Annotated in this window: 17 protein-coding genes; 3 read left to right on the top strand and 14 right to left on the bottom strand. The window is 35.1% G+C overall.

The features are described from left to right. Positions 1-13: 13 nt before the first annotated feature. Both bshA and BLT04_RS05260 read right to left on the bottom strand, forming a co-directional pair. A complete protein-coding gene (gene bshA, locus BLT04_RS05265) occupies positions 14-1,162 on the bottom strand; it encodes an N-acetyl-alpha-D-glucosaminyl L-malate synthase BshA (RefSeq protein ID WP_089754460.1) in 1,149 nt (382 codons plus the stop codon). Between the two features lie 93 nt (positions 1,163-1,255). Then, positions 1,256-2,983, bottom strand: coding sequence for a glycoside hydrolase family 3 protein (locus tag BLT04_RS05260; RefSeq protein ID WP_089754458.1), 1,728 nt, complete (start codon positions 2,981-2,983; stop codon positions 1,256-1,258). Between the two features lie 112 nt (positions 2,984-3,095). Here BLT04_RS05260 and BLT04_RS05255 point away from each other — a divergent pair, with 112 nt between their 5' ends. Then, a complete protein-coding gene (locus tag BLT04_RS05255; RefSeq protein WP_089754456.1) occupies positions 3,096-3,614 on the top strand; it encodes a hypothetical protein in 519 nt (172 codons plus the stop codon). Positions 3,615-3,682: 68 nt separating this feature from the next. Here BLT04_RS05255 and ribA read toward each other — a convergent pair whose 3' ends face one another. The 8 genes from ribA to BLT04_RS05215 all read right to left on the bottom strand — a co-directional run bounded on the left by ribA (position 3,683) and on the right by BLT04_RS05215 (position 10,721). Then, on the bottom strand, positions 3,683-4,279 hold the full coding sequence (ribA, locus tag BLT04_RS05250; RefSeq protein WP_089754454.1) for a GTP cyclohydrolase II: 597 nt from the start codon (positions 4,277-4,279) through the stop codon (positions 3,683-3,685). Positions 4,280-4,299: 20 nt separating this feature from the next. After that, positions 4,300-4,752 (bottom strand): hypothetical protein, encoded by a 453-nt coding sequence (locus tag BLT04_RS05245; RefSeq protein WP_089754452.1) that lies wholly within the window; start codon positions 4,750-4,752, stop codon positions 4,300-4,302. After that, a complete protein-coding gene (locus tag BLT04_RS05240; RefSeq protein WP_089754450.1) occupies positions 4,749-5,363 on the bottom strand; it encodes a DUF4254 domain-containing protein in 615 nt (204 codons plus the stop codon). The genes BLT04_RS05245 and BLT04_RS05240 overlap by 4 nt, the downstream gene beginning before the upstream one ends. A gap of 17 nt (positions 5,364-5,380) precedes the next feature. Beyond that, positions 5,381-5,590, bottom strand: a complete 210-nt coding sequence (locus BLT04_RS05235; RefSeq protein ID WP_089754448.1) for a twin-arginine translocase TatA/TatE family subunit — start codon at positions 5,588-5,590, stop codon at positions 5,381-5,383. Positions 5,591-5,620: 30 nt separating this feature from the next. After that, on the bottom strand, positions 5,621-7,183 hold the full coding sequence (locus tag BLT04_RS05230; RefSeq protein WP_089754446.1) for a peptidoglycan DD-metalloendopeptidase family protein: 1,563 nt from the start codon (positions 7,181-7,183) through the stop codon (positions 5,621-5,623). Further along, complete coding sequence (locus BLT04_RS05225) at positions 7,180-8,028, bottom strand: lipoprotein insertase outer membrane protein LolB1 (protein ID WP_089754444.1); 849 nt, start codon at positions 8,026-8,028, stop codon at positions 7,180-7,182. The genes BLT04_RS05230 and BLT04_RS05225 overlap by 4 nt, the downstream gene beginning before the upstream one ends. A 115-nt stretch (positions 8,029-8,143) precedes the next feature. Further along, complete coding sequence (locus BLT04_RS05220) at positions 8,144-9,160, bottom strand: sugar phosphate nucleotidyltransferase (protein WP_089754442.1); 1,017 nt, start codon at positions 9,158-9,160, stop codon at positions 8,144-8,146. Between the two features lie 139 nt (positions 9,161-9,299). Next, positions 9,300-10,721: a lipopolysaccharide biosynthesis protein gene (locus BLT04_RS05215; RefSeq protein WP_089754440.1), complete on the bottom strand. Its 1,422-nt coding sequence runs from the start codon at positions 10,719-10,721 to the stop codon at positions 9,300-9,302. 202 nt (positions 10,722-10,923) lie between these two features. Here BLT04_RS05215 and BLT04_RS05210 point away from each other — a divergent pair, with 202 nt between their 5' ends. Beyond that, positions 10,924-12,261, top strand: coding sequence for a dihydroorotase (locus tag BLT04_RS05210; protein ID WP_089754438.1), 1,338 nt, complete (start codon positions 10,924-10,926; stop codon positions 12,259-12,261). A 155-nt stretch (positions 12,262-12,416) separates the two neighbouring features. Here BLT04_RS05210 and BLT04_RS05205 read toward each other — a convergent pair whose 3' ends face one another. Further along, positions 12,417-13,019 (bottom strand): FMN-dependent NADH-azoreductase, encoded by a 603-nt coding sequence (locus BLT04_RS05205; protein ID WP_089754436.1) that lies wholly within the window; start codon positions 13,017-13,019, stop codon positions 12,417-12,419. A 110-nt stretch (positions 13,020-13,129) separates the two neighbouring features. Between BLT04_RS05205 and BLT04_RS05200 the strand changes: the two genes are divergently transcribed. After that, positions 13,130-13,504, top strand: a complete 375-nt coding sequence (locus BLT04_RS05200; protein WP_089754433.1) for a winged helix-turn-helix transcriptional regulator — start codon at positions 13,130-13,132, stop codon at positions 13,502-13,504. A 178-nt stretch (positions 13,505-13,682) separates the two neighbouring features. Here the strand turns inward: BLT04_RS05200 and BLT04_RS05195 are convergent, their stop codons facing one another. From BLT04_RS05195 to BLT04_RS05185, 3 genes are all read right to left on the bottom strand, one after another. After that, the gene (locus BLT04_RS05195; protein WP_089754432.1) at positions 13,683-14,579 is read right to left on the bottom strand and encodes a helix-turn-helix domain-containing protein; all 897 of its coding nucleotides are present in this window, start codon (positions 14,577-14,579) and stop codon (positions 13,683-13,685) included. Positions 14,580-14,722: 143 nt separating this feature from the next. After that, on the bottom strand, positions 14,723-15,730 hold the full coding sequence (locus BLT04_RS05190; protein ID WP_089754430.1) for an aldo/keto reductase: 1,008 nt from the start codon (positions 15,728-15,730) through the stop codon (positions 14,723-14,725). 311 nt (positions 15,731-16,041) lie between these two features. Further along, positions 16,042-18,339, bottom strand: coding sequence for a GH92 family glycosyl hydrolase (locus BLT04_RS05185; protein WP_089754428.1), 2,298 nt, complete (start codon positions 18,337-18,339; stop codon positions 16,042-16,044). Positions 18,340-18,419 lie beyond the last annotated feature (80 nt).

Here is an 18,419-nt window from a genome sequence, read left to right as displayed (position 1 = left end):
TATAATAGATGTATTATACTTTTGTCAACTCTTTTTTAAACTTTTCAATGGTTGTTCTATACATTTCTTCATATATAGGAAGAATGTTTTTTAAATCGAATTTTATCGCCTGTTCTTTCGCGTTTTTCTTCATTTTGGTTAAAAGCTCTTCATTGCTCAGTAATTTAATCGTATAATTACTCATTGCCTCTACATTTCCGATTTCTGCCAGATAACCCGTTTCTCCCTGAATATTTACTTCCGGAATTCCCCCGGCATTTGAGCTGATCACCGGAGTGTTTGCCGCCATCGCTTCCAATGCCGCCAGACCAAAACTTTCCTGTTCGGAAGGAAGTAAAAATACGTCTGAAAGCTGTAAAATTCTGTACAAATCATTAACCTTACCTAAAAGACGAATTTTTGAAATTAAATCCGGATTTTCCTCCAAAAACTGGTTAACTTTCTCCATGTCCGGGCCTTCACCGATGATAATTAGTTTGGATTTTACTTTTTTCTGAACATTTTTAAAGATTTGCAGGACTTCGTCAACGCGTTTTACCGGACGTAAATTTGACACGTGAATCAGGATTTTTTCGTCAGGATTTGCAAATTGTGTTCTCTGACATTCATTAAGTTCATCAAATTCTGAATTATCAATAAAATTGGTAATAACCTGAATTTCTTTTTTAATCTTGAAAAACTGAAGAGTGTCTCTTTTAAGGCTTTCAGAAACGGAAGTGATTGCATCTGATTGATTGATAGAAAATTCCACCGCGTGTTTGTAGCTTGGGTGTTGCCCGACAAGCGTAATATCTGTTCCGTGAAGTGTCGTTACCAACGGAATATCATTATTATCTTCCTGCAGCATTTGTTTTGCCGTAAACGCCGCATATGCATAAGGGATCGCGTAATGAGCGTGCAGTAAATCAAGTTTGTAAAGATTTACGACACGGTAAATCATCGAGCTCAAAGCAATATCATAAGGCTGATACTGGAAAAGCGGATAGGTCTGAACATTGACTCTGTGAAAGAAAATGTTGGGATTTGTGATATCCAATCTCGCAGGAAGCGCAGAACTGATGAAATGCACTTCATAGCCTTTGTTGGCAAGCGACATTCCTAATTCTGTTGCCACGATTCCGCTTCCGCCGTATGTTGGGTAGCAAAGTATGCCTATTTTCATCTGTTTAATTTTATTGTTTTAAAAAGTCAGATGGAACGCTAATGCTTAATTTTCTATTTGTTAAAGAATTTTGTCATGAGCGTTTCATGTGGATTATTGTTGTTTGGACGTTGTAAACACCGTTGAATTTGATCTTGTTGCATTAAGGTCAATTCCCATTCCCGGTTTCAATTTGTCATTTACCAGAACTGGAAGTTTTCCCCAGATTTTTGTTTTCCCGTTTAAAGCATTTGCTGTTGCAGTCATTGAATCGTCATTGTTTTCGTAAGAAACAAGAACCGTCGAAATTTTTGAAATATCAATATCTTTCAATGCATAAGCGCTGCCGAAAACGTTTAAAATTACATTTTGTTTTTTTGTAAGATCAGCCAGAATTTTTTTTGATTCTGCTGAAATTTTATAGGGCTTGTAAGCTGTTGAATTGTCTTTATGAAAACCTACAATTACGGTTGAGTTTTTCGGAATTGAATTGATTTCACCCGCTTTTTTTATGATTACATTTGAACCTAATTGATTCGCAAAGGTCTGATAAGGAGCTTCTTCCAAAGGAATATAATATATCTGTTTCCCTTCTTTTAACGGAAGTAATTTTTTATCATCTTTTAATAAAGTTAAAGCATTTGAATATAAATTCTGAACTACTATTTTGTGAGAATCATTATTTAAATCCTGATTAATATTTTCCGGATTTTTTGGTGTGTATTGATATAATCCTAAGAAATATTTCGTCAATAGAATTTTCTTTACACTTTCTTCAACCCTTGATTGTGAAATTTCTCCATTATCAATTGCCTTTTGGATTAATTTTTTACCGTCTGCAACACCTTGCGAAAAAAGCATGATGTCATTTCCTGCTTTGAAAGCCAGAGCATCAAGTTCGCCGGGTTTATATTTATTAGCTACAGCTCCCATGTTTAGGGCATCTGTGATAATTAAACCTTTATATCCTAATTTTTCTTTTAATAAACCGGTAATAATATTTTTAGAAACCGAAGCCGGAATTCCTTTTGCGGGTTCTAAAGCCGGAACATATAAATGCGCCACCATCACACCACCGATTCCTTTATCCATCAAAGCTTTGAAAGGAGCGAGCTCGATTGCATTTAATCTTTCCAAATTGTGAGAAACCACGGGCAAGTCAAGGTGAGAGTCTGTGCTTGTATCTCCATGTCCCGGAAAATGTTTGATCGCGGCTAAAATATTGTTGTCCTGAAGCCCGTTTGAATAGGCTAATGCTGAACTAATCACATTATTTACTTCAGAACCAAAACTTCTGTTTCCAATAATCGGATTGTCAGGATTTGTATTTACGTCAACAACTGGCGCAAAATCCCAGTTAATGCCCATTCTATGGCAGTCTTCGGCAATTTTGGCAGACATCTGCTCAATTAATTTTTTATCCTGAATTGCTCCCAATGTCATTGCCCATGGAAATTTATGAGCGGCGGCAATTCTTTGATATAGTCCCCATTCGGCATCCATTCCGATCATTAACGGGACTTTTGATTTTTGCTGAAACTCATTAACGAGAGTAATTTCTCTTGCCGCATCATCCTGCATTAAGATTAATCCGCCGATTTTATCATTTACAACAATATTTCTTACCTGATTGATATGGGCTTCATCTTTATTTGTATAAAGCGCCACGATAAAGAGTTGTCCGAGTTTTTCGTCCTGTGAAAGGGAATTGTAGGTCTTGTCAACCCATTGTTTTGCCTTATTTAAGTCTGCCTGAGAAATGTTTTTAGGCTGATATTGGGCTCCGAGATTTGAACCGATACATAAAAATATGAAGAGTAAATTAAAAACTATTCTGCTCATGTTTTTTGAATAAGAACAAAAATACAATTAAAAAATCACGATAGACAATGTTTTTGAGTTTTTTGGTATATGTTTTGAATATGTAAAATATATAATACTAAACTTTATAAAAATGAAAAAATTTCTTCCAATTTTACTTCTGGCTTTTGTAGGCTTATTCCTATTTAGCTGTGATGATGATAATAATGACAATTTTGTAGATCATGATACCTATTCTCAGATGAAAGATGTGACGGGATCTTTTAACAGTGGAAATTCTTACGCATTCACACAAGGAATTAATATTCAGGGCACTGATGTTGTTCTTGTTTACAGAAAAGCGGGAAGTGCTTGGCAACAAGTTCCATATACCTGGTATTTAGATTCGTCAACCTCTCCTTCAGCGAGAAAATTTGATTATAATTTTGTTTTTGATTCTCAAAATGTTCAAATCAGAATTGATAATGCAAACTTTAACCTTTCATCTATGTCTTCTACAGAAGTTGGTAATTACTTAAATAATCAAACTTTTAGAATTGTATTGGTTCCTGCTAGCGGCAAAAATGCCAAAGTAGATTATAGTGATTACAATGCTGTAGTTAAATATTATAATCTTGATGAGTCTAAAGTAGTTAAGATTAAGGCTAATTAAAAATATATCTTTTCAGTTTTTTTATAATTAAAAAGCTCCGGATTTATTCCGGAGCTTTTATTTTATCTTTAATTATCATTATCATCTAGCAAATGACCAAAATAATCTTTCTTTGTCTGCAGATATCCTTTGCTTATTTCATTAGCAGGGATTTGTAAAGGAATTCTTGAATTAAGATTAATATTACTTTCTTTTACGTATTTCACCTTTTCAGGGTTGTTGGTAAGAAGATTGATATCTTTTACATCCAAAAGGTTTAAAATATCAATTGCTACTCCAAAGTTTCTGTCATCAGCGGGAAGCCCAAGCTTTAAATTAGCTTCTACCGTGTCAAAACCTTTTTCCTGAAGGGAATATGCTTTTAATTTGTTGATGATTCCAATATTTCTGCCTTCTTGTCGAAGATAGACTATAATTCCGCCATTTTCATGGATATATTTCATTGCGGCGTCTAATTGCTGGCCGCATTCACATTTTTTTGAATGGAAAACTTCTCCGGTAATACATTCTGAATGGAAACGCACATTCACAGGTTTTGAAAAATCTGTATTTTCTGCGATAATTGCCATATGAGGCATCCAGTCATTTTCGCTTTCGGAAAAAGCAATCATTCGGAAAGTGCCGTGTTCTGTAGGAACGTTGGCTTCCGCCTGAGTTTTAATCATTAATAATCTCAATTATTTTTTTAACTTCCTTTTAAAGAATCTTCAATAACGGTAATATTGGTTTTTAAGCGAACCAAATACCTGTTAAGCACTTCATCATCATCTTTATTAAGCTGCTGTCTGAGTTTTTGAATTTTTTTATAAGATTTTTCGAAGCTTTTGATGGCTTTGTTTTTCCCTGAAAGATTGTTGGCATCAATTGCGTAAAGATAATTTTGCAAACTATATTTCAGAGCTGTAACTTCATTATTGAGATCGGTATTTTTAAATGTAGGGAAAGTGGAAATTAAATTTGAAATTTCGGAAGCATTTACATTTTCTTTTACGTTGATATCAATGCTTTTCTTTGCCCTGTCGGAATCCGACCCTTTAGCTTCACTATAAAAACTGTTTGACAACGGAGAAAAGTTGAGCTTTTCTGTTGCGCAAGAAGTTGTTAGTAGTAGTACTCCAAAAAAAAGTAGTCGTTTCATTTTTGTTGCCCCTTTTGATAAAGGATTGGGTTAAGACTTTCATCGTTGTACATTTTCATTTGTTTGTACACTTTCATCTTAACATCACCGTTCTCAATATCAGTAAGCAACTGATTTATAGAAGTTGATAGATCTTCTTTCTGTATAAGAAGCACGTCTAATTTTGCCTGACAATTAGCGCGGTGCTCTACAGAAGCTGATGCTCTATTAGCTTCTAACGACATATGATAAACCTTTAATGCAAGAATTGATAATCTGTCTACTGCCCAAGCGGGAGTTTCAGTATTGATTTTTGCATCAGATTTAGGAGTTATATTTTCAAACTTTTTAAGAAACCAACCGTCTATAAATTCCACAAGATCAGTTCTTTTCTGATTCGAGGCGTCTATAGATCTCTTCAATTGAAGAGCTTCGGTCGGATCAATATTTTCATCTCTAATTATATCTTCCAAATGCCATTGAACGGTATCAATCCAGTTCTTAGCATACAAAATCCGTTCCAAACTGTCTTTTTCGAACGGGTTATTAATTAGAGTGTTAACGTCATCGTGTACATGATAATCTTCAATAGCTTGATTAAAGACCTGCCATGCAGTCTCAGTAAAATTCATTTAATTTTGAAGAATTTTTAGTTGCCGGGTGTATTATTATTTGAAGAATTCTTGTTTTCAGAACCAGGTTTGTCTTCTTCTTTTACCGCATCTTTAAATTCTTTAATTCCTGAACCCACTCCTCTCATTAATTCCGGAATCTTTTTACCTCCGAAAAGTAATAATAAAAGTATTGCAACAATAAGGATATGCTGCCAAGATAATGATAGTATTGTTAATGTATTCATCTCTTAAATTTTTACAAAGTTAGTCTTTTTTTAATAAGAAACCCAACCTAATGGATCAACTGGTGTACTTCCGTTCCATACCTGGAAATCAAGGGTATAAGAGCCGTCAAAATCCTGTCCTATTGTGCCGACAACCGTACCTGCAGAAACCTGTTGTCCTTTGGAAACACTTACACTTCCTAAGTTTGAATAAATAGTAAAGTAGTTCCCATGCTTCAGCATAACGGTTTTTGTTCCGTCAGTACTCGCAATAACCGAAGAGACTGTCCCCGGAAATACTGATTTTGCACGTGTACCTGAAGGGACGGATATTTTGATCCCGTTATTTTCTTCATAAATATTTTTAAAAACAGGGTGTGGCTGTCTTCCGAAACGGTGAGTGATTTGCCCGATTCTGTCTGCCGGATAACCTAGCTTTCCTCTGTTTTCAGCAAAATTGCTTCCTGATGATGTAGATACGCCGTAGCTTGTCATTGCTTTGGTTTCGGCAGCTTTTTTCTCTTCTGTTTTTTTCTTTTCTAGTGCTGCTTCTGCGGCTTTTGCAGCAGCTAATTTATTGTTCGCTTCTTTTGATTTTGCAGCGGCTTCGTCAGATGCTTTTTTGGCAGCTAATTTTCTGGCTTCATCTCTGGAGCTGGCTTCGGCTTTTGCGGCGTCTTCCGTACGTTTTCTCTCTTCTTCTGCTCTTTTGGCGGCAAATTCAGCGGCTCTTTTAGCTTCAGCTTCTGCGGCCAGTCTTTCTCTTTCCAGTGCTTCTGCCCGGGCTTTGTTTTCGGCTTCGATTCTTGCTTTTTCCCTGTCGGCAGCGATTTTTGCTAAACGGATTTTTTCTGCTTCCGCTTTTCTTCTTGCTTCTTCCTCAATTTTTGCTCTTTTGATTTCTTCAGCAATGATGGTTCTGATTTGCCCTTCAAGCGCCTTTGATTGTGTTTGCTTTTGTTTCAGCTCAGCCGTTAATTTTGATTCATTTTTCTTGAATTCTGTTACAAGCTGTTCTTTTTGAGCTCTTTCAGCATTGATGGTTGTTAAATCTTTTTGCTGATTCGCTAGCAAATTTGCTTTCTCCCTGGCAGAATTTTGTTTCTGGGCAATCGATTTTTTGATCTGTGTGGCAGCATCTGTAATTTCTGCCGCCTTTTTTTCCTGATAATCGGAATATTGCTTTAAATACTGAACTCTTCTAAGTGCTTCGCCCATATTTTTTGCAGATAAAATAAAAGTCACCTTATTTTGTACGCCTTTATTTTTATAAGCATTGACCAGAACTTCAGCGTAATTTTTTCTAAGAATTGCTAATTCTCTGTTTTGGCGGTTGATTTCCAGCTGACGAAGATAGATCTCATCTTCGATGAATCTTTTCTCTTTTTGCGTGTTGTTGTAAACCTTTTCTCTTAAGGCTAATTTTTGATTTACACTGGTAAGGTAAGATATGGAAAGCTTAGATTCGCTTCTAGTTTTAGCTAAATCCGAATTTATTTGTGCAATTTGTTTTTTAAGTTCAGCATTCTGCTTCTGTAACTGTTCTTTGTTTTTTTGCCCATATTGCAACGAGAACAGCAAAATACCTATTAAAAAGCTAAATTTTTTAATCATTTAATCTCAATTTTCTTGTAACTAGATGGCACAGAATACGGTGTATCCATCCTCGAAAAGTCAAATTTCGTATTTTCCAGTAAGATTTGACTGCTTTTTGACCCTTTTATAATTATTTTAACATTTTTTGGTAGACGAATTCCATTGAATTCATCCCAATTGCTGTAAGAAATTTCTAATTCGTCGGGAGATAAAACATCTTTTAAATTGACATTCAGCAGATCGTAATTTGTATCATAGTCTAAAACAATTTTGTATTCCCTTGTTTTCTCGTTTGTTACAATTTTTTGATTAGAATTGGATGCCATTCTGAAACCCTGCGCATTTTTTGTAAGGGTAAACTGGGAGTCGCTGATTTTCACGAAAGTCCGTCCCATCAATATTTTTTCCAAAGATTTATAATCAATGAAATTAACATTCAGTAAATTATTTAAATATTCAAAATCCGAGTCAATATAAGATTTACTGGTTCTGTCCAGCCCTTTAATTCCTTCCGGCGTGGCAATACCTCTTGCAACATTAATGAATAAAGCAGATAAATTCATCCAGACCTTTTGATTATTTTCAATATAAATCGTTGCATCAAGAGTAGGAACGAAACTTCCGGTTTCTACATTCACTTTGCTGTTGATCTTGATCTGATCAAATTTTTGGGGAATAAGTACATGTTCGTAGAATGTAAGCTTATCTCTTACAGGTTCTGTGGCATCTTTTGGATCTCGGTCGTTTTCTGCTACGATGGTGCTGTCTGTTTTACCATTATTGTCATTTTTTCTGTTGGCGTTTCTTGTCTTACAAGAAGTTACCACGAAAAGCAATAATAGTAACGGAATCCAGTTTTTCATGTATTTACCTTTTCAATTTTTAAAAATACGTTGCAATATTAACGCCAAACCACACAAAACATTTTGTGTGGTCTGAAGATATCTTATTTATAGTAAATTATTTACTCTCTTTTTCTTATTTAGATAAAAAATCCAAAACTGAATAATCTCCTAATGAAATTTCTCTTGCAACTCCGAAATACTGAGCAGAATTTCCGATCATCGAATTGGAAAGATTCCCGTGATTGATTCTTGTATTTTCCTGAATTAAAGAGTTTTCAATATTTGAATTAACAATAATCGTGTTGTTTCCCAAAGAAACTCCCGGCCCAACTTTTGAGTTTGAGATTTTCACATTTTCACCGATAAAACACGGCTGAATAATCAAAGAATTTTCAATGGTCGCAGAAGTTGGGAATGTTGACATTTCTTCTCTTTCGTACTCGAGAATTTTGCTGTTGGTTTCTACGGTTGCATTTTTGTTTCCGCAATCCATCCAGTCGTTTACTTTTCCTAAAGAAAATTTAGCTCCTTTTGCTCTAAGGTTTTCCAACGCTGTAGTTAATTGATATTCACCACCGTTTTTAATATCATTATCCATGATATAATTGATTTCGTTCATCAGTTTTTCAGCGCTGTTAAAGTAATAAATTCCTATAATCGCTAAATCTGAAACGAAAGTCTGAGGTTTTTCAACAAAATCTGTAATAAAGCCGTAATTATCCAATTTTACAACCCCGAAAGCGGAAGGATCTTCCACACTTTTTACCCAAATTACCCCGTCAGAATTTTTATCTAAAACAAAATCGGCACGGAAAAGGGTATCTGCAAAAGCGATCACAACATCTCCGCTCATCGATTGTTCTGCACATTTAATAGCGTGAGCCGTTCCCAATGGATCATTCTGATAATAAATGCTTCCTTTTGCTCCTAATTTCTCAGCAATCTGAATTAAAGATTTTTCAATCTCCGGACCAAAATCCCCGATGATAAAAGCTACTTCTTCAATTTTTTCTCCGGCAACTTTAGCAATATCTTCCACCAATCTCTGAACGATCGGTTTTCCTGCAATCGGGATAAGAGGTTTTGGAACAGTAAGCGTATGTGGACGTAATCTGGAACCGCGTCCAGCCATAGGAACAATAATTTTCATAAATTATAGAAGGATGTTTTTGTTAATTTAATTTGTTAAAGATAATAATTAAAACCATTTCAATAGAGTAATATTTGTTATCTTAAACGTTTTTTAATTTAAAAATAAAAATCATTATCATCAAATTAGAGACCAAAATTCAGCTCTTTTTAATTCTTGATAATAGCATGTCTTTTTCGGAATAGATTAAAATCCCGGTGTAGGTTAAAAATAAGAGGTTTCCTGCCCAAAAATTGTAATTGAAGAATTGGACGATCAGGTAACTGAATACGACCAAAAGAACAATAAAAAATGATATTTTTTTCATCCTGTAAGGAATCGGATAATATTTCTGACCTAAAAAATACGAAAGAACCATCATAACGAAATACGCTGCTAAAGTTACCCACGCGGAAACCATAAAGCCATATTTTCTTAATAACAAAAGGTTTAAAACGATTGTAATAATTGCTCCCGTCCAGGAAATATAAGTCCCGACCCTTGTTCTGTCAGTTACTTTATACCAAGTCGAAAGATTGTAATAAATTCCAAAAAATAAATTCGCAATGACAATAATAGGAATAATGTTAAGAGCAATCCAGTATGAACTGTTAGGAATCAGCAACATTTTCAGCCAAGAAACATTAGCGATAATTCCTAATGCAACCGCTGAAGCAAAAAAAGAAAAATATTCCGTTACTTTAGCATAGGTTAGCTTAGCATTCACATTTTGCATCTGTTTGAAGAAAAACGGCTCAATTCCCATTCTATAAGCCGTCACAAAAAGCGTCATTAACACTGCCATTTTATAGCAGCCTCCATAAGCTCCGGCATCTCCGTCATTAATAATAAATTTCTGGATGAATTTATCAAAATTTTCATTAAACATAAATGCAAGGCCAGCAATCATAATTGGCCATGAATATTTAATCATCTGTAGGAAAAGATCTTTTGAAAATTGAAATTTCACCTTTAAAATAATCGGTAAAACCAATAAAAATCCTAAAAAACTTGCCGCCAGATTACTGTAAAAAGGATAAGCTACTTTTTCTTTTAGGCCTAATTTTAGACTGAATTCCTGTGGAATATATAGGAATAATGCGATCGCGAAAATACTTTGAAAAACGGCCTGTATTACTCTGATTGCAGTATATTTTATTGGTCTGTTATGAAATCTGAACCAAGCCAAAGGGATCACAAGAAGATTGTCAAAGAAAGCAATCCAGGCAAACCATCTGATGAATTCCGGAGTTTTTTCATATCCGAAAACGTTGGCAATCGGCTGGTTAAATAATAAAACCAATATTAAAAAAATAGTCGATAAACCCGTCAGAAACCAAAACGATGTGTTGAAAACTTTCTGTTCATTATTTTTATCAGAGGAAAATCTGAAATAGGCTGTTTCAAAACCGAAAGATAAAACGATGTTAATGAATGAAATCAGCGCATAAAGGTTGGTAAAGATCGCAAAATCGCTGTTATTAATGTTTTTGATAAATAAATAATTAAGCAATACGACAATTATCCTAGGCATAATTGCTCCAATTCCATATATAATTGTCTCGTTGAGAAGTTTTTTCAAAATGTGAAATTTCTTGCAAATGTAAATATTTAGAAATTGATTTTTTATCAGCAACGTTAAAATTCATTCATAAACCTTAATTTTGTGTTTAATAGAAGTTAGAGATTAGAAGTTAGAAATTAGTGATCAGCATGACGCCTTATTTATAATTAATAATTTTAAAACTAACTTCTAATTTCTAACATCTAATTTCTAAATAAAAATGAAGACCTTAATCAAAAACGTAAAAATCGTCAACGAAGGAAAGATTGTTGAAGGTGATATTTTAATTGAAAATGATTTAATTTCTAAAATAGATTCTCAAATTTCTGAAGATGCGGATCAAATTATTGATGGTGAAGGAAAATATCTTTTACCGGGAGTTATTGATGATCAGGTGCATTTCCGTGAACCGGGATTAACCCATAAAGGTGACATCGAAACAGAATCCCGTGCGGCCATTGCAGGTGGAACAACAAGTTTTATCGACCAGCCAAATACTGTTCCGAATGCTGTGACTCAGGAATTATTGGCAGATAAATATGAAATTGCCTCGCAGAAAGCATACGCGAACTACGGTTTTATGATGGGCGGAACGAATGATAACCTAGAGGAAGTTTTAAAAACAAATCCAAGAAATGTTCCCGGCATTAAACTGTTTCTAGGTTCTTCCACAGGAAATATGTTAGTCGACAATCCTGAAACGCTGGAAAATATTTTCAGCAATACAAAAATGCTGATTGCCGTTCACTGCGAAGATGAAGCGACAATTAAAGCCAATACTCAAAAATATTTGGATGAATATGGGGAAGATATTCCGGTAAAATTTCACCATTTAATCAGAAGTGAAGAAGCTTGCTATAAATCTTCGTCAAAAGCAATCGAACTGGCAAAGAAGACAGGAGCCAGACTTCATGTTTTCCATTTGTCAACTGCGAAGGAAACGGAACTTTTCAGGAATGATATTCCTTTAAAAGATAAAAAGATCACAGCGGAAGTTTGCGTTCATCATCTGACGTTCACCAATGAAGATTACGATACAAAAGGTGGATTAATCAAATGGAATCCTGCTGTAAAAACCCAAAAAGACAAAGATGGACTTTGGGAAGCGCTTCTTGACGATAGAATTGATGTAATTGCAACGGATCACGCACCTCACACCTGGGAAGAAAAACAGAATGTGTACACAAAATGTCCTTCCGGAGCGCCTTTGGTACAGCATTCTTTGGTTGTAATGCTTGAAAATTATAAAAACGGAAAAATTTCTTTAGAGAAAATTGTCGAAAAAATGTCTCATAATCCTGCGATTCTTTTCAGAGTTGAAAAAAGAGGTTTTGTAAGAGAAGGTTATAAGGCAGATTTGGTTTTGGTGGATTTAAATGAAAACTGGACGGTTGATAAAGAAAACATCCTTTACAAATGCGGCTGGAGCCCACTGGAAGGCATGAATTTTCATTCTAAAGTGACCCACACTTTTGTCAACGGAAACCTAGTTTACGATAACGGAAAAATTAATGAACAGAAATTCGGGGAGCGGTTGCTTTTTGAAGTTCAGGAATAAATTATAACCAAATAATTATATCAATAGGAGCGGGCTTTAGCCCGCTTTCTCATTTTCAAAGATAACTGGCTTTAGCCAAAACTTAATGATGCAAAAATCCTTGTCAAAGTTTTTGAATCTTGACAAGGATTAATTTACTAACACTTATTAAAAAATTAATCAATAGTAATGCCTTCAATTGCTTTTTCTAATGAAGTTTCCTGAATCCCGGGAATCGACAGACCTTCTGCGCGGAATACACTCACGTCCGTAACACCATAGAAACCAAAAACATTCTTAATGTAAGGTACATTCGAATCATAAATTTGATAAGGACCTTCAGAATAAATATTTCCTGATGTGAACGCGATGTATAATTTTTTGTTATTTAAAAGACCTTTTGGCCCGCTTTCATCGTATTTAAAAGTATATCCTGCCCTTGAAGTAAAATCAAAATATGCTCTGAGAGTTGCCGGAACCGAAAAATTGTACATGGGAGAATCAATTACGATAATATCTGCTTCCTGTAATTCAGAAATTAAATTTTCAGAATATTTGTTGATTTCTTGCTGTTCAGAAGAATGGCTTTCTGGCGGAGAGAAAAAAGTATTGATGTGAACTTCTTCTAAAAGCGGAACCAAGTTTTTCGTCAGATCGCGTTCTTTTACAACAGCATCTGAATGTTTTTCCTGAATTTTTTCAACGATAGCTTTTCCCAATTTTCTGCTTGCAGAAACTTCTCCTCTCGGACTTGTAATGATATGAAGTATGTTTTTCATTTTTTAATGATTAAAATTTCTACAGCAAAATTATGTACATTTGCTTATCAAAAGTTAGTAGTAAACAAAAGGTTAGTAGTAACCTTCAGGTTAGTTGAAAATTGAAGCATATGGAAAATACTGTCATTTTAGAAGAGCCGATAACTGCCCAGAAATGTTCGGAAAATCTTTCTTCTGTTGAAGATGCAATCTATGTTATCGGAGGAAAATGGAAACTGAAGATCATTATAGTTTTACAGGAAAGCGGTAACATCCGTTTCAATGAGCTGCAAAGAAATATTCAGGGAATTTCGGCAAGAGTACTTTCCAATGAACTGAAAGATCTGGAGCTGAATGGTTTTGTAAAAAGAGTTGTTCATGCAGAGCAAACTCCTGTTGTTGTAGAATATATTTCAACAGATTACAGCCGAACACTTAAGCCTGTTATCATCGCACTTTCACAATGGGGAAAAACGCATAAACGGAAAATTAAAGAAGATTTTTAAAATAAAACGTAAAATAATCATCAATAGGAACGGGCTTTAGCCCGTTTTTTTATTTGTAGTGATAAAATTGGCTTTAGCCAAAACTTATTTTATTTCCCACGGATTTCTCAGATTTTCACAGATGATAATGTTTAAAAAAAGATCTGCGTAATCTGAGAAATCAGCGAGAAATATAATTTTAATTAAATGACTGTCGAAACTCTAAAGGCGACATATTCGTTTTCTTCTTAAAAAGTGAAGAAAAAGACTGCGAGTGCTCGAAACCCAATTCGTAAGCAATTTCACTTATCGAAAGTTCGGTGGTTGAAAGCTTCTCTTTGGCCTTGCTAATTAACTTTTCATGAATATGCTGCTGTGTGTTTTGCCCGGTATGAACACGCAAAAGATCGCTTAGATAATTCGGAGAAAGATTCATTGCTTCTGCAATGTGATGAACGGTTAAAAGTCCTTTATCAGATGATTGTTGATCAAAATAATCATTTAAAAAAGATTCAAATTTCGTTAAAAGCTGGTGGCTTCCACTTTTTCGGGTGATAAACTGTCGCTCATAAAAACGCTTGGAATAATTTAACAGCAATTCAATCTGAGACAGAATAATTTCCTGTGTATGATGATCGATGTGTTGGCATTCTTTATCGATTTTATATAAAATTTCTAACAGGTCATTCTCTTCATCCTCAGATAAATGTAAAGCTTCATTCACTGCATAAGAGAAAAATCCATACGAAGAAATTATTTTTGCTAATGGGTGTTTCAATAGAAAATCTTCATGAAAAATCAATAAATAACCTGTGTTCTCACAATCCATCGTCTTCAAATCGAGATACTGAACCTGATTCGGCGCCGTAAAACTCAATACCCCTTTATCGTAATCATAATGTTGCTGTCCGTATTTTATTTTTCCCTTCGCATTTCTTTTCAGGGCGACACAGTAATATCTGCTGACAAAACCTTTCCAGACATCATCTTCAATAAAAACACTTTCATGAAGGTTGATAACACTTACCATCGGATGCTTCGGTTCAGGGAGTGAAAGCAATCTGTGAAATGCAGAAATAGATTGTATCGTGTTCATAATTTTTAAGTTTTAATAGTAATTTTTTTTGCGCCTTAGAACTTCGTTCGTAAGCTTCGATAAAGCTTTGCGTTTTAAAATAAACCTCACAGGTTTCAAAAACTATGAGGTTTGCGTGAGCTTTCAGCAATTAAAGTTACAAATTAATAATCCAACAATCCCATACTGAATTCATCATAAGGAGCGCCGGTATCTGTTCCCAACGGTACAATACTTTCCAGCTTCTGAATGTCAGATTCGCTTAAGATAATTTTACTTGCTTCAATATTTTGTTCAACATATTTTCTGCGCTTCGTCCCCGGAATCGGTACAATTCCTTTGCTGATGATCCAAGCCACAGCTAACTGAGAAGAAGTAATATTCTTTTCTTTCGCCATATTTTCAATCGCTTCTACCAATTCGATATTTTTTTGGAAACGTTCTCCCTGAAAACGTGGAATTCCTCTTCGGAAATCATTTTCAGGCAAATCATCGACTGTTTTGATATTTCCGGACAAAAATCCTCTTCCCAATGGAGAATATGCCACAAAACCAATTCCCAATTCATTCAATGTCTGGATAACACCTTTTTCTTCAACCGTTCTTTCAAACAGAGAAAACTCACTCTGAACTGCAGAAATCGGATGAACGTCGTGCGCTCTTTTTACAGTCTCAGAAGAAACCTCAGACAAGCCGATATAACCGATTTTTCCTTCTTTTACCAAATCGCTCATCGCTCCAACAGTCTCTTCAACAGGAACATTTTTATCAAGGCGATGCATGTAATAAAGGTCGATGTAATCAGTTTTCAGATTTTTAAGAGAACGTTCAATCGATTTTTTTACATAATCTTTAGTTCCGTTGATTTTCCAGGTGATTTGTTCATTATCATCAATTTCCCAACCAAATTTTGTTGCGATAATATATTGGTCGCGGTTTCCTTCAATAGCTTTTGCAATTAATCGTTCATTGGTAAAAGGTCCGTACAAATCGGCAGTATCCAGAAAATTGCCACCCAATTCCAAAGAGCGGTGAATGGTTGCGATCGCTTCTTTTTCATCAGCTTTTCCATACATGTCTGCGTCACCAAAACCGGTCATTCCCATACATCCCAAACCGATATTGGGAATGATTAAACCCTGACTTCCTAATTTTACTTGATTCAATTTCATATTGTTAAATTTTATTGATACAAAATTCAACAGAAATTAAGAATCTGATGTATGCAAAACCATGATTGTCGTATTCAAATTACGGATTGTATTTTTTAATTTTAAAAAGATACAACACAATCATCTGTGAAAATCTGAGAAATCTGTAGGAGGATTTATCTAACTTTTGTCTTTCCGGTACGAGTCTAAACAACGTAATAAAGCTATGTATAGATTCCACGCTTCACTACGTTCCGCTCTGAATGACAAACTTACATTTAATTATTTGTGAAAATTAGTGCAAAAACATTAGCATAATTCTTGTTAAAAATCTATTTTTTAGCTTTAGAACTCATATAAAAACTCAATTTCCCACCATTCATAATTTCAGAATGTTTTAAGGTAAAGTTTTTTATTTCTTTTCCATTTAATAGGATTTTTTCAACATAGACATTCTTCGGACTTTGATTGATAGCTTCAATTTCAAAAGTTTTTCCGTTTTCTAAATTCAAAACGGCATTGTCAATTGCCGGACTTCCGATGGCGTAATCTTCCGAACCCGGAGCTACAGGATAAAAACCAAGCGAACTCAAAATATACCAGGCACTCATTTGTCCGGCATCATCATTTCCGCCCAATCCATCGGGTGCCGCTTTGTATTGCATTTCTAAAATTCGTCTGATCTGCGCCTGAGTTTTCCACGGTTGTCCAGCCCAATTGTAAAAATAGGCAACGTGATGTGCAGGCTCATTTCCGTGAACATATCCACCGATAATTCCCTCTCTCGTAATATCTTCAGTGTCTGCAAAAAACTCGTCTGGTAAGTGCATGGTGAACAATTCATCCAGTTTTGAAGCGAATTTTTTCTTTCCGCCCATCATCTTCATTAATTCATCTGGATTTTGAGGAACAAAGAAACTGTAATTCCAGGAATTTCCTTCAATAAAGCCTTGTCCGTGCGTACTCAACAGATCAAAATCTTTTTTGAAACTTCCGTCTGCTAAGCGGGGACGCATAAATCCGATGGTTTTATCAAAATTGTTTTTCCAGTTTTCAGAACGTTTGATAAACTGATTATAAATTTCGGTTTCACCCAAATGTTTCGCCAGTTGAGCAATTGCCCAGTCGTCATACGCATATTCCAACGTATTGGAAACCGAAGTTCCGCTTTTTTCAGCAGGAATATATCCTAAATCTATATATTGTCCAATGCCTTCATAATCCCTTTTGTTGGCAGTTTCAACACATGCTTGTAAGGCTGCTTTTGCATCACCGTCATAATTTCCTTTAATAATCGCGTCTGCAACCACGCTTACACTGTGATAGCCGCTCATACACCAATTGTCATTGGCATAATGTGACCAAATCGGAAGCATTTTCATTGAAAACTGATCGTAATGTGCCATCATCGATTTTACCATATCCCCATTTCTTTTGGGTTGAATGATGTTGAAAAATGGATGAAGTGCACGGTAAGTATCCCAAATTGAGAAGGTTGTGTAGTTGGTGAAACCTTCCGCTTTGTGAATGTTTTGGTCTAAACCTTTATATTCTCCGTTGACATCCGTATAGGTTGTCGGATTGATAAAAGTATGATACATTGCTGTGTAAAAGTTCGTTTTATCTGTTTCAGAGCCTTTTACGACGATTTTATTTAATTCTTTATTCCAGTTTTCCTGCGTTTGTGCTTTGACTTGGTCAAAAGATAAGTTTCCGACTTCTTTTTCTAAATTTTCCAATGCATTGGCCTGACTTACAGGTGAAATAGCTAGCTTAACTTCAATAGCCTCATTTTCATTGGTGTCAAAATCAAAATACATTTTCAGGTTTTTTCCGGCGATTTCCGGGAAGTTTTTGGTCTGGTCAAATTTTCTCCAAAAACCATTATACACCTGTTTTGCATCATAATTTTTCTGACCATAAGATTTAAATGGTTTTGAAAATTTCATAGCAAAATAAACCGTTCTTGTTCTCGCCCAGCCGTTGGTTTGTCGATATCCGGTAACTGTATTTCCGTTTTCTACGCGAACATAAGTCCATACATTTTTACCATCATAATTGTAAATTCCGGCCATCAAGTCTAAAATAATATGAGCCTGGTTAGACTTTGGGAATGTATAGCGATGAACTCCGACTCTCGTGGTTGCCGTTAATTCAGCCAAAATATGATCATCGTCTAATTTTACTTTGTAATATCCTGCTTCTGCTTTTTCATTTTGATGGGAAAATCTGCTTCTGTAGCCATTCTCGGGATGGGAAGCTGTTCCGGGATTCAATTGTAATTTTCCAACGGTCGGCATCACGAGAAAATCACCCAGATCAGAATGCCCCGTTCCGCTGAAGTGTGTCGAGCTAAAACCGACAATCGTTTTGTCTTCATATCGATATCCTGCACAATATTTATAGACCTCGCCATTGTATTTCCCATTAAGCTCATAAGAAATGGAATCCGTTTCGGGGCTTAGCTGAACAGCTCCAAAAGGCGCGGTTGCTCCGGGATAGGTATGTCCCATTTTTTCAGTCCCGATTAATGGATTGACGTATTGAATTAATTTTTCAAATGTTTGAGTTTTCAAATGTGAACTAAAAAATAAAAGAAACAGTAAAATAGTAGTTTCAAATTTTTTCATGAATGAATATTTTTAGGAGAGTAAATTTAAATAATTTTAAAGTGTTTTTTTTAGTTTATTTTGGGTTTAAGATTTCGGCG

Origin of the sequence: Chryseobacterium soldanellicola, from assembly GCF_900100115.1 — a bacterium.
GTDB classification, from domain to species: Bacteria; Bacteroidota; Bacteroidia; order Flavobacteriales; family Weeksellaceae; genus Chryseobacterium; species Chryseobacterium soldanellicola.
Note: the sequence above shows the minus strand (reverse complement) of the source record. Positions and strands in the feature narration are given on the sequence as shown.

Coding starts and splice junctions, on each gene's coding strand:
- BLT04_RS05185 (WP_089754428.1), bottom strand. CDS start 18,339: ATGAAAAAATTTGAAACTACTATTTTACTGTTTCTTTTATTTTTTAGT.
- BLT04_RS05225 (WP_089754444.1), bottom strand. CDS start 8,028: ATGAAAAACTGGATTCCGTTACTATTATTGCTTTTCGTGGTAACTTCT.
- BLT04_RS05210 (WP_089754438.1), top strand. CDS start 10,924: ATGAAGACCTTAATCAAAAACGTAAAAATCGTCAACGAAGGAAAGATT.
- BLT04_RS05255 (WP_089754456.1), top strand. CDS start 3,096: ATGAAAAAATTTCTTCCAATTTTACTTCTGGCTTTTGTAGGCTTATTC.
- BLT04_RS05200 (WP_089754433.1), top strand. CDS start 13,130: ATGGAAAATACTGTCATTTTAGAAGAGCCGATAACTGCCCAGAAATGT.
- BLT04_RS05220 (WP_089754442.1), bottom strand. CDS start 9,160: ATGAAAATTATTGTTCCTATGGCTGGACGCGGTTCCAGATTACGTCCA.
- BLT04_RS05240 (WP_089754450.1), bottom strand. CDS start 5,363: ATGAATTTTACTGAGACTGCATGGCAGGTCTTTAATCAAGCTATTGAA.
- BLT04_RS05205 (WP_089754436.1), bottom strand. CDS start 13,019: ATGAAAAACATACTTCATATCATTACAAGTCCGAGAGGAGAAGTTTCT.
- BLT04_RS05230 (WP_089754446.1), bottom strand. CDS start 7,183: ATGATTAAAAAATTTAGCTTTTTAATAGGTATTTTGCTGTTCTCGTTG.
- BLT04_RS05190 (WP_089754430.1), bottom strand. CDS start 15,730: ATGAAATTGAATCAAGTAAAATTAGGAAGTCAGGGTTTAATCATTCCC.
- BLT04_RS05235 (WP_089754448.1), bottom strand. CDS start 5,590: ATGAATACATTAACAATACTATCATTATCTTGGCAGCATATCCTTATT.
- ribA (WP_089754454.1), bottom strand. CDS start 4,279: ATGATTAAAACTCAGGCGGAAGCCAACGTTCCTACAGAACACGGCACT.
- bshA (WP_089754460.1), bottom strand. CDS start 1,162: ATGAAAATAGGCATACTTTGCTACCCAACATACGGCGGAAGCGGAATC.
- BLT04_RS05245 (WP_089754452.1), bottom strand. CDS start 4,752: ATGAAACGACTACTTTTTTTTGGAGTACTACTACTAACAACTTCTTGC.
- BLT04_RS05195 (WP_089754432.1), bottom strand. CDS start 14,579: ATGAACACGATACAATCTATTTCTGCATTTCACAGATTGCTTTCACTC.
- BLT04_RS05260 (WP_089754458.1), bottom strand. CDS start 2,983: ATGAGCAGAATAGTTTTTAATTTACTCTTCATATTTTTATGTATCGGT.